We start from the raw sequence: 11323 nt of genomic DNA on the forward strand, positions 1-11323 counted from the left end.
GCTTGGTTCTGTAGCTATTGCCTTGACGAACATCTATCAGGAGACTGATATGCCTAAAGCGATAGCATATGCCAGTCGTGCAGCAGATATTTATCATCAATTGGGAAATAAATATAGTGAAGCAGTTGCCCTCTACATTTTGGGACGCTGCTATCAGGAATCTGGTAATTACCAGCAGGCCGCCTATTATACAGAGCAGGGCCTTGTTTTGGCCAAAGAGGTTAATTACCCCAATCTCCTCGCCCAACTCTATGTAAATTTATCCAATGTCCGGTATCATCAAAAAAAGTATCAAGAAAGCGAAACGCTTGCCCTAGCGGCAAAATCAAAAGACTCTACTAATCTGGAGATTAAACACAATGCACTGTTGAACCAAGTCCGAAACAACATGTATTTGGGCAATTTTGAACAGTCAGCAAAATACTTGGATGAATATACCGCCTCCATACAGCAATTAGCGACTGATGAATATCAAGGATCAATCTCCAACCTGGAAGCCAAATATGAAACAGAAAAAAAAGAATTACAGATAAACGCATTGGAAAAACAACGACAACTTTATATCTGGCTAGGTGTGGCCATAGCTGGCGGTCTTTTAGTGGCCTTGGCATTTGCCTATATTCGCTATCGATTGGCTGTAAGTAAACGTAAATTGGCCGAAGAAGAAAGTCACAGACTCGAACAGGAGAAGCAATTGGTGGCTGTACAAGCCACCCTAGATGGCGAAGCCGCAGAAAGATCTCGCCTGGCAAAGGATTTACATGATGGCCTAGGGGGAATACTCTCCGCGGTAAAGATGAATCTTCCACAGATGAACGGCGATGCGATATTGGAGGCAATGGATGTTACTCGATTGCAGACCGCTTTAGGGATGTTGGACGACTCCATTCAAGAACTTCGTAGGGTAGCTCATCACATGATGCCCGAATCCTTATTACGTTATGGACTAAAAGTATCTCTATCTGATTTTTGTGCTGCCATACCGATCGCAGATTTCCATTATTTCGGCGATGAAGCTTGATTGCCCAGTAAAATGGAAATCATGGTTTATCGGTGTATCCATGAACTCGTCAACAATGCGCTAAAACATGCTGTAGCTTCGCATATCAATGTGCAATTGGTACAGGAGTCCAACCGGATATCCTTTACCGTTCATGACGATGGAAAAGGCTTTGATCAACAACAAGTAGCAGAAGGGATGGGTTTGCGGAATATTCGACAACGGGTGGAAGCCTTTCAAGGAAAATTGCATATTTATTCTTCTGTGGAAGGAACAGAGGTTCATGTTGAACTGGAACTGCAAAATAATGTAGATCATGATTAAAGTAGCTATAGTAGATGACCATAAGATCCTAACTGAGGGACTTAGTGCCATAATTGAAGAATCTGGACTGGCAAGTGTCGTCTTCATAGCGCACAATGCTGCTGCATGCAGGGATTCCATCGGTCATTGGAAACCGGATGTGCTCTTGCTTGATGTCGGACTTCCAGATTTGAATGGTGTTGATTTCTGTAAAGAACTTAAGCAGCGATATCCTGACCTTCAAATCATGGCCCTTACCACCCATAATGAATATAGCGTGGTCAGACAAATGCTAGAAAACGGTGCCTCTGGATACCTGGTCAAAAATGCGATGACTGAAGAGGTATTAACCGGCATTCAAGAAGTGGCCAAAGGACAAGTTTTTCTATGCCATGAAGTGGATGTGTTGATGAAAAAACCAAAGGAAACCCAACAATGGTTGAGCCAACGCGAACGTGAAATGTTGAAACTGATTGCCGAAGGATTGACAAACAGCGAAATAGCTGACCGAATTTTCTTAAGTCCCGAAACTATTAAAAGCTACCGAAAAAATCTGCTGTTGAAGTTGGACGCGAAGAACACGGCGGTACTCGTGCGGGTCGCCTTAGAAAAGAAATTGATCTGAAAAGATGGGAAATCAGTAACCTAACTATCCCCATCCTTAGTATTTAGCACCCTTTCAAATTCGAATTTCCGTCGGAAGCAGAAGGGAATTTACTTAAACTAAATAAGATTACCATTCGCATATCGCTTGACATAGAATTCAATATGTTTAGAGATAAAACCCTTTGTATTTTCGCCAAACTGTCCTATTATTTATGCCTTGGCTATTTCAAACATGACTTTCCGTTGAAATGTTAGCTTCGGAGTAAAAGCATACTGAAAGTAACATAAAAGTATGTAAAATGTATGCTTTACATACTATTCCATTACTTTAGCCTTGCTTTAAACATGCTTAAACCACGATTCTGACCCAACATCAAACATATTTTGAAGGCTTATCCTAAAAACCACTTGGAGAAAATGGATAATAAATGTTAATCAAAATAACCAACTCATATTTTGATTAAAACTTTCTATAAGGTTAACAACGTTTCAAAAGTTAAACGGTTTTAGCAAGCTTTATTCTAATGCAATGTTACAATAAACAAAAGTTTAATAAAATCTTAATAGAATTTGTAGTTGTTTGTTGATATATTTTCATGTTGCCCAACATTTATAATCCCATTATAAACATATATTGTTCTTAATAGATTTTTTTGAATAATGTCAGTTCACTTCAATAAAATCTTTTTATATATTGGACCTCATAAATTACTTGAGTACCATTAATCTTTTAGATTCTTTAACTCACAATTATTTAACGTCCTAAATTATTTTATCTATGGGGTATCTTTATTCTCCAATTTTTGAGAGGAACTCTCAATTATCTTGGTGGAGACAAAACAGGCTCAATCAAACATGGAAAAATTTAGTTGTTCTAGCTGTTGCGGGAACAATCTCGTTTTCTAGTTTGGCTGCTGACCCAATGTCATCAAAATTGAACGCAGGTGCTAAAATCTCGGCATCAACACTTCAAAACACTATTTCAGGTACAGTTGTGGATGCTGGCACCAATCAACCGATTGCTGGTGCTACCGTTACGGTAAAAGGGAAGTCTACGGCAGCTAGTACTAATGACCAAGGTAGGTTTACCATTCAAGCGGCTGGTAACGAGACTTTGATCGTCCGTTTCTTAGGTTACAATGAACAGGAAGTAGCGGTTAACAACCGTTCTACTTTTACCGTTCGTTTATCATCTTCAGAAAAACAGATCGAAGAGGTAACCGTAGTTGCAACGGGTTACCAAACACTTGACCGTAAATTCTTTACTGGAGCATCTACAAAAGTAAGTGCAAAAGATGCAGAACGTGCCGGTGTACCGGATATTTCACGTATGCTAGAGGGCCAAGTAGCAGGTGTATCCGTGCAGAACGTGTCCGGAACATTCGGTGCTGCACCGAAAATCCGTGTTCGTGGTGCAACCTCCCTATCAGGAGATAACAAACCTTTATGGGTTATCGATGGTATCATCTTGGAAGACGTAGTAAATATTTCCAATGAGGCATTGTCAACCGGAGACATGAGCACCTTGTTAGGTTCATCCGTTGCAGGTTTGAACCCGGATGACATCGAGAGTTTCAACGTGTTGAGAGATGCGGCTGCAACAGCGATGTATGGTGCAAGAGCGATGAACGGTGTAATCGTAGTAAATACGAAAAAAGGTAGAAAAGGAGATGGTAAGCCATTGGTAAGTTACACAGGTAACTTTACGACCTACCAAAAACCTTCTTATGCCGATTTTGACATCATGTCTTCTTATGATCAGATGGCGGTAATGATCGAGTTGAAAAACAAAGGTTATTTCCAAATCCCTTCTGCTTCTCGTGGTGCTAACGGTGGAGTGTTCTACAAGATGTACAATATGTTGTACGATTATGATCCTAACACCGGAACATTCGCCTTGAAAAATGACGCACAGAGCCAGATCGACTTCCTTTCCCGCTATGCAAATGCAAATACAGATTGGTTCGATCTATTGTTCCAAAGTAAGATCATGCAAGAGCACTCCTTAAGTGTTTCTTCCGGAACGGAAAAATCACAGAACTATAGTTCGGTTTCCTTCTTGAACGACCCAGGTATGACGATCGGTAATAATGTTAAACGTTTCACGGGTAACTTTAGATCCAATTATAAATTCAGCGACAAATTGACTGGGGAATTGATCGGTAATGGTTCTATCCGTGACCAATCAGCACCGGGTTCTCAGAACGTGCAATCCGATCCAGTTTATGGTTCATACTACAGAGGTTATGACATCAACCCGTATAACTATGCGTTGAGTACTAGCCGTTTGATCACCCCATTTGATGAAAATGGCCGTCGTGAGTATTTCGTGCGTGATTATGCTCCTTTCAACATTTTAACGGAAATGGAGAACAATTATGCTAAACTTTCTATGATCGACTTTAAGGTCCAAGGTGGTTTGAAATATGAATTTATCAAAGATTTAACGTATTCGATCAATGGCGCCTTCCGTTATACTAAATCAGAAAGCGAACTATTCTTAAAAGAAGGTTCAAATTACGTGCAATCTTTCAAGGCCATGGATGATGCAACCATCGTAGGATCTAACGGAAGGTTGTATAAAGATCCTGATTTTCCTAATAATCCAGCAGTATCTGTTTTGCCAGATGGAGGATTTTACAATATTACAGGCGATAATATGAAGTTCTACTACTTCCGTCAGGATTTGGAGTATGATAAAGAATTCAATGAGGACCATAGCTTGAACGTGTTTGCTTCCATGGAGATGAAAACTACGGACAGACAAGCTAAGTTCTTCGACGGGGTAGGTTATCAATACGAAAATGGTGGATTGGTATCTCCTTACTATAAATATTTCAAAGAAGCCAGAGAAGAGGGTAAACCTTACTTCGGTATGGGATATAATGCAGACCGTTGGGTTGGTTATTCCATGAGAGCAGCTTATTCCTACAAAGAAAAGTACCGTTTCAATGCGACAGGTCGTTATGATGGATCCAACAAAATGGGTAAATCAAGAACAGCACGTTGGTTGCCAACATGGAACATTTCCGGAGCATGGGATATCGATCAAGAGACTTTTTGGCCAACAAACGATTATTTAAGTGCTTTCTCGGTTAGAGCTACTTACGGTTTGGTAGCATCAATGGGTAATGCGACTAACTCCTCAGCTGTATTCTATAATCAGATTGCGAGAAGAAGAGAAATTGTAGACCAAGAAGTATTGACTTATATCTCCAGTTTGGAAAACTCTGAATTGACCTGGGAAAAAATGAAAGAATTCAACTTAGGTTTTGATTTGGGTTTACTTTCCAATAAGATTGACTTAAATGTGGATCTATATCAAAGAAAGAATTACGATTTATTAGGTTCTGTTCAAACATCAGGAATTGATGGTCAATTTACCAAGATCGCAAACTACGCGGATATGGAATCAAAAGGTATCGAATTGACTATTGCAGGTAATCCTATCAGCAACGAAAACTTCAGATGGAGAACACGTTTTAATTTCGGATACAACACGAACAAAATCACCAATTTAGATATCAATCCAAATATCTGGAGAGCCGTTTCCAATACAGGCGGTGCAGTTGAAGGATATTCTCAGCGTAGTTTATTCTCTATCCAATTTGATGGATTGAATCCTACTTACGGCTTCCCTACATTCATCGGTACTGATGGTCTAAAAACATCTTACATCAGTTTACAGAGCCAAACATTGGATTATTTAAAATATGAAGGTCCGGTTGAACCTACGTTCACAGGAGGTTTCTACAACCAACTTAGTTATAAAGGCTTTAACCTAACTGGATTGTTCACATTCTCTGCTGGAAATAAATTGAGATTGAGACCAACTATTTATGCTTCATATAACGATATGTCTGTCATGACAAAAGATATGTTGAATAGATGGATCATGCCGGGTGATGAAAACTTCACCAGTATTCCTGCGTTGTTAGACCCAATTTCTAACACCAATATCACGAACTCTACAGGAGGACAGGTTAGTGCACAATATCCATACAATGCGTACAACTACAGTACAGAGCGTGTCGTGGATGGCGGTTACCTGAAGCTAAAACAAGTTACTTTAGGATACTCCATTCCTCAAAGATGGTTGAGTTCAACTAAACTAGCGAATGCAAGTTTGAATTTGGTAGGAAACAATTTATGGACCATCATTGCTGATGAGCGCTTAAGAGGCCAAGATCCAGAGTTCTATGCTTCTGGTGGTGTGGCATTGCCAACATTAAGACAATTCACATTATCATTAAAGGTTGGATTTTAATAGGGATTTTTATGAAAGTATTAAATAAAATAAATGTTATATTATTAGCTGGACTAGCTTTAACGGCGAGTTCATGTAATAAATATTTGGATGTTGAACCGGATAACCGCACGACCATTAACAGTGTGGATAAAGTAGCACAATTGGTTGCAACGGCATATCCAGGTTATGACTATCTATCATTTGCAGAAGCAGCATCTGATAATGCAGAAGACAAAGGACCAGGAGTAGGATCGTCGGTGGATACACGCGATAGGCCTTATGTTTGGGAAGATCAGATCGGATCGGGCACAAACACGCCTACAAACTATTGGAATGGTTGTTATGAAGCAATTGCTGCGGCCAACCAAGCTTTAGAATCCATCGAGGAAAATCAATTTGGTGACGAAGTTTTACAATACAAAGGTGAAGCCTTGATTGCAAGAGCTTATGCACATCATATGTTAGCTATTTTCTTTGCGAAATCCTATGAAATTGGCGGAACAAATGATTCCCCAGGTATTCCTTACGTAAAAGCTCCAGGAACCAAAGTTTTTGGGGATTTTACCCGTGGCACCGTAAAATCCACCTATGAGAACATCGTTTCTGATCTGGAAGAAGGCTTAAAATATGTTTCAGACCAGAACTATCAAGTTCCAAAATATCACTTTACCAAAGCTGCGGCACATGCATTTGCATCTAGGTTATACTTATTCTTAGGAGAATGGCAAAAAGCGGCCGATCATGCAAGTTTATCAACACCTTCAGGTGAATTCTCGGGTAATTTAAGACCGATAAACACCACATTTAAAAACATGACTTCAGGTGAATTCAACGCAGCCTTTACCAGATCCGATGTAAAATCGACCTTGTTATTAACGAATGCTTATTCGACTTGGACATATGTTTCCTCTCCGAGATATGGTTATGGTGCCAAATTAGCACGTATGTTTACTGACCCACATGTAACGGGAGGTGTATTGGATAATAAAGTACTTTCATACGGTGCTCCAAACTACACCACTTACAAATGGTTATATTATTTCTTCTATACAGGTCCTGGCATTGGTTATCCATACATTATGCAACCCTTATTAACCTTGGATGAAGCGATTATGAACCGTGCTGAAGCAAATGCTGAATTAGGTAAATATGATTTAGCCGTAGCGGACCTGAACACGTTCTATAGTACAAAAATCAGGAACTATACACCGAGCTTACATACCTTGACATTAGAAAAAATTCAGACTTTCTATGTGGAGACCGATCCTAAAAAAGCTTTGGTTAAGGCAGTACTTAATGCTAAAAAGGCAGAGTTCTTAGAAGAAGGATTACGTTGGATCGATGTTACCAGAAGAAAATTACCGGTAATTCACAATGTGATCAGTCCTACAAAAGAAGAAACAGAGATTGAGTTGGGACCAGATGATCCTAGACGTGTTTTCCAAATTCCTGAAGAGGCTAAAATCGCAGGAATTGAATTAAATCCTAGATAATACCATTATGAAAATAGTAAATAAAATTTTAATCGCATTATCAGTAGTATGTGTGTTAGGATCTTGTGCTAAAGAGGAAGTAAAGAATGTTGATTTCTCTCAGTATAACGATGATGATCCACAGACAAAAACTGAATTGGATAATTGGTTGAAAACAACCTTTTTGGATGAGTATAACATTGATGTGGTTTACCGTTATAATCGTTATTACCATGATGTAGACCGCAACGTAACTCCTCCACGTTTGGACGCAGTTAAACCGACCATGGAATCCGTATTGAATGGTTATTTATTGCCATATAGAAAAGTGGGTGGCGTTGATTTCATCAAAAAAATGTCGCCTAAGGAATGGATTCTTTTCGGATCAAATTCCTATGCATCTGACGGCTCAGTATATGCTGGGACGGCATCAGCTGGCCGCAGGGTGAACTTATATGGCATCAACAATTACAGTGCCTATGGTGCATTATTGGTTATCCACCACGAATTTGTCCACATTTTGAATCAATTGGTAAATATTCCAACAGATTTTGAATCGATATCTAAAGCAGACTATAAAGCGACTTGGTCAACAACTCCGGCTGATACGGCAAGAAAATATGGCTTCGTGACTTCGTATGCAAGTGGATCTTACACCGAGGATTATGCAGAAACTGCTGCACATTTATTGGTAAAAGGTCAAGCTTGGTACGATCGTTATGCAAACAGTTCTTCAGATGCAGGTAAAAGCAAATTGAAGCAAAAGGAAGCCAATGTGGCGAACTATTATACTTCAAACTTGAAAGTAAATTTTAGAGAGCTTCAAAAAGAAATTCAGAATTACTTGAAGAGCACTGTATATCCAAATGATCTTAAATTCCCTCAATACTTAGCAAGTACCTATAAAACGGTGACCATCAATCCTGGGAATGCTATTTATTCTAAATATGGTAAGCCCGCTGAGTTTCAAGCGGCCTATGATAAAATGAAAGCGGCGGTCCTAGCTTATAGTTCTACAGCAAAATATAATTTGGACTATGTTCAAGTTCGTTTTGAAGCAGATAATAAGGCTACAATCAGATGTGCTTTTACAGCAGCAGCAGGTGGAACACAATATTTGGCTGACTATTCATTTACATATGCCTATAATACTACTTCTGGTGACCTGACCTTTACGAAGGTTGAACAAGCAGGTACAACTGGGAATTATGCTAATGCCGCTTTATTTTCTGCCGGTTTTGCAAACAGCCTTCAGCCATATTTTACTGGAAAAACCTATACAGCAGATTGGTTGAAAGCAGATGTAGAGGGTGCAGATTATAATTCTTTGGCAGGTTTTTATGAGAAGAACAATACTACAAATTATTGGTATGGCGTATTAGGACTATAATGATGATGAATTTAAAAAATATTTTATTTGGAGCGATGCTGTTGGTTGTGGCATCCTCCTGTCAAAAACAGGAAGAGGATTTAGTCTTTGGCGAATCACCAGATGTACGCATGAAAGCTAAAATCGATTCTATAAACAATGCCCTGACCACTGCGCCAAATGGCTGGAAAGCAACGGTTGGAACAGGTTTAAAGGGCGGATATGGATTTTACATGGACTTTGACGATCAACAGGTGGTTAAAATGGTTGCCGACCTGACCGATGCCTCAGCAACAAAAATTGAAGGATCTAATTATCGTGTTAAACAGGATAATGGAGCTACATTGATTTTTGACACTTACAATTATATTTCCATGTTGAATGATCCCAATCCATCTGTTTACAACGGAACAATCCGAGAAGGACTTAGGAGTGACCTGGAATATAGGTTCTTACGTTCAAATGCAGATTCTATCATTTTTGTTGGAAAAAGATACAGCCAACAATTGGTGTTAGCCAAAGCTACAGCGGCTGAAAAAGAGGCATATAATACGGGAGCATATAAGACTGGTATTGATAAGACCAAAATCATCTTCCAATCCTTCAAAAACCCATATATCGAGGTTAATATCGGAGGTGTTGCCACAAAGTTAGCTCTGTCCATATTTTCTGGCACAAAAACCCTTGATATCGGATCTGTTCTACCGGATAATAAAACCGTTTTGAATACGTTTAAGTTTGCTTTCAATCTAAAAGGTTTTGATATTTTAGCAGGCGGAAATCATAGGGATCTGGTTTTTACTAAAGGCGAAGTGGAAGGGAATAGCATATTTATCCATGATATTGCGGGAAATAAATACGAGATCAAAAATAGCGCTAACCCAATTCTTCCTATTGAGGTGATGTTTTCTTTTGATGGGGCATTCAATGCAATAACGATTGCTGGAACTAAGCAGCCCGAAGGTGTTTCTTCAAGTTTTAACTCAATCTGGACAGCCCTAGTTAATTTCCATGCAGCAAATGGTATGTTGACCCACTCTGTGAACTTTAGGTTATCGACATCGAAAGTTGCTGTATTGGATGTCCGTTTCCAAAGCGGTAGTACCGTATACCTAGCAAGCGCGGAATATAATTACACCTTGACAGATGGTGTATTAAAACTAACAGCTCCAATTGCTACAAATGGTAACTGGAACAATGGCTGGGTATCAACAGCTGTTCGAAATTACTTCAGTGGTGGTGAATTCAAACTAACCTATATCTCAGGATCGGATCCTAACGCCGGTACTTTAGGAGGTTTGATTAAAGTCTCTGACCCAGCAGCCATATTCTATGGTAAACTATCGAAACTATAATAATTAATATAGAATCTAATAGATTAAGGGGGATTTGATATAAATCCCCCTTTTTATTTTTCTAAACTGTACAAATGAATAAGCATAAAAAAAGTCTAATTGAATTCATTAGACTTTTTTATGCTTGAAGAAAACTATCTTACCAACCAATGGGTGGTGGAGCATCCGTATCTTCACCTCCACCAACTTCTCCAGGAGCAGGCATTTCTTCTGTTTCCTCTTCGCTATCGTCCTTAGGAAATTCCCTCAACAACACCGTTTTATTGGTGGTGACTATGGTTTCATTATTGTTATTGACAAACGTATTGATAAAACCTAATTGTAAACTTCGTGAACCCAATCCATAAAACTTATAATTATAAGTGGTTGTCCTTCTGTCAGGAAGAGTAACGGTCATATTATCTCCATCGATTGTAAATGGATATGTTATGGTCGATATCGTATTCTTATTTGAATCCTTATCTCTATCATAGGTAGTAATTACAAAAGAATTGCCTGAAAAGGTTATGGTTTTATAATATTTATTATAAACATCGGACCTTTTATACATTTTATAATACCTTGATACCAATTCATCACGCTTAGTAGACTCCTCTAGTATTGCCCTGATGTACCATTCCCCATCCATCGTGACAATATCTTGTTCCTTCTGGCAGGAAGAAAAAGCAATTGATGCTGAAGCCAGTAAAGTAATAAAGACTTTTTTCATAAATAGTTAATTGATTCTAAAACAAATATAGGAAAAATATTCTAATATAGATTTAAATCAATTTATCATAATACTCTTTATTAGCGAGTTAGATTAATATTTTTTGTTAAGATTTTTCTAAATAACGTGAACAGTTTTTCAGGATTAGCCAAAATAGATTAATTAATTCATCTATTTAAATTAGACATTTTCATAAATAGATTTGAAATAACCAATTGAAAGTAACCAGACTTTTATAATTTTTTACTTATTCACGTGTT

At 38.5% G+C, this 11323-nt stretch carries 8 protein-coding genes; 7 read left to right on the forward strand and 1 reads right to left on the reverse strand.

Going from position 1 to position 11323, the window contains the following annotated elements:
- The first annotated feature begins 22 nt into the window (after positions 1 to 22).
- The 7 genes from VJ786_RS04100 (at position 23) to VJ786_RS04130 (ending at position 10354) form a co-directional block, all read left to right on the forward strand.
- Entirely contained in the window at positions 23 to 1021 is a 999-nt protein-coding gene (locus VJ786_RS04100; protein WP_336557338.1) for a tetratricopeptide repeat-containing sensor histidine kinase, read from the forward strand.
- 21 nt (positions 1022 to 1042) lie between these two features.
- Positions 1043 to 1324 (forward strand): sensor histidine kinase, encoded by a 282-nt coding sequence (locus VJ786_RS04105; RefSeq protein WP_336557339.1) that lies wholly within the window; start codon positions 1043 to 1045, stop codon positions 1322 to 1324.
- Positions 1317 to 1928, forward strand: a complete 612-nt coding sequence (locus tag VJ786_RS04110; RefSeq protein WP_336557340.1) for a response regulator — start codon at positions 1317 to 1319, stop codon at positions 1926 to 1928. The genes VJ786_RS04105 and VJ786_RS04110 overlap by 8 nt, the downstream gene beginning before the upstream one ends.
- A 903-nt stretch (positions 1929 to 2831) precedes the next feature.
- Positions 2832 to 6176: a SusC/RagA family TonB-linked outer membrane protein gene (locus VJ786_RS04115; protein WP_167554328.1), complete on the forward strand. Its 3345-nt coding sequence runs from the start codon at positions 2832 to 2834 to the stop codon at positions 6174 to 6176.
- Between the two features lie 11 nt (positions 6177 to 6187).
- Positions 6188 to 7651, forward strand: a complete 1464-nt coding sequence (locus VJ786_RS04120) for a RagB/SusD family nutrient uptake outer membrane protein (protein WP_336557341.1) — start codon at positions 6188 to 6190, stop codon at positions 7649 to 7651.
- Positions 7652 to 7658: 7 nt separating this feature from the next.
- Entirely contained in the window at positions 7659 to 9020 is a 1362-nt protein-coding gene (locus VJ786_RS04125) for a substrate import-associated zinc metallohydrolase lipoprotein (protein ID WP_336557342.1), read from the forward strand.
- A gap of 2 nt (positions 9021 to 9022) precedes the next feature.
- Positions 9023 to 10354 (forward strand): DUF4302 domain-containing protein, encoded by a 1332-nt coding sequence (locus tag VJ786_RS04130; RefSeq protein ID WP_336557343.1) that lies wholly within the window; start codon positions 9023 to 9025, stop codon positions 10352 to 10354.
- Between the two features lie 139 nt (positions 10355 to 10493).
- Here the strand turns inward: VJ786_RS04130 and VJ786_RS04135 are convergent, their stop codons facing one another.
- On the reverse strand, positions 10494 to 11063 hold the full coding sequence (locus VJ786_RS04135) for a hypothetical protein (protein WP_099366471.1): 570 nt from the start codon (positions 11061 to 11063) through the stop codon (positions 10494 to 10496).
- Positions 11064 to 11323 lie beyond the last annotated feature (260 nt).

The sequence above is a fragment of the Sphingobacterium tenebrionis genome (assembly GCF_037126265.1).
GTDB classification, from domain to species: Bacteria; Bacteroidota; Bacteroidia; order Sphingobacteriales; family Sphingobacteriaceae; genus Sphingobacterium; species Sphingobacterium tenebrionis.

What these genes read in the sequence shown, in the direction of transcription:
- VJ786_RS04120 (WP_336557341.1), top strand. Translation starts at nt 6,188, where the DNA reads ATGAAAGTATTAAATAAAATAAATGTTATATTATTAGCTGGACTAGCT.
- VJ786_RS04105 (WP_336557339.1), top strand. Translation starts at nt 1,043, where the DNA reads ATGGTTTATCGGTGTATCCATGAACTCGTCAACAATGCGCTAAAACAT.
- VJ786_RS04115 (WP_167554328.1), top strand. Translation starts at nt 2,832, where the DNA reads ATGTCATCAAAATTGAACGCAGGTGCTAAAATCTCGGCATCAACACTT.
- VJ786_RS04130 (WP_336557343.1), top strand. Translation starts at nt 9,023, where the DNA reads ATGATGAATTTAAAAAATATTTTATTTGGAGCGATGCTGTTGGTTGTG.
- VJ786_RS04110 (WP_336557340.1), top strand. Translation starts at nt 1,317, where the DNA reads ATGATTAAAGTAGCTATAGTAGATGACCATAAGATCCTAACTGAGGGA.
- VJ786_RS04135 (WP_099366471.1), bottom strand. Translation starts at nt 11,063, where the DNA reads ATGAAAAAAGTCTTTATTACTTTACTGGCTTCAGCATCAATTGCTTTT.
- VJ786_RS04125 (WP_336557342.1), top strand. Translation starts at nt 7,659, where the DNA reads ATGAAAATAGTAAATAAAATTTTAATCGCATTATCAGTAGTATGTGTG.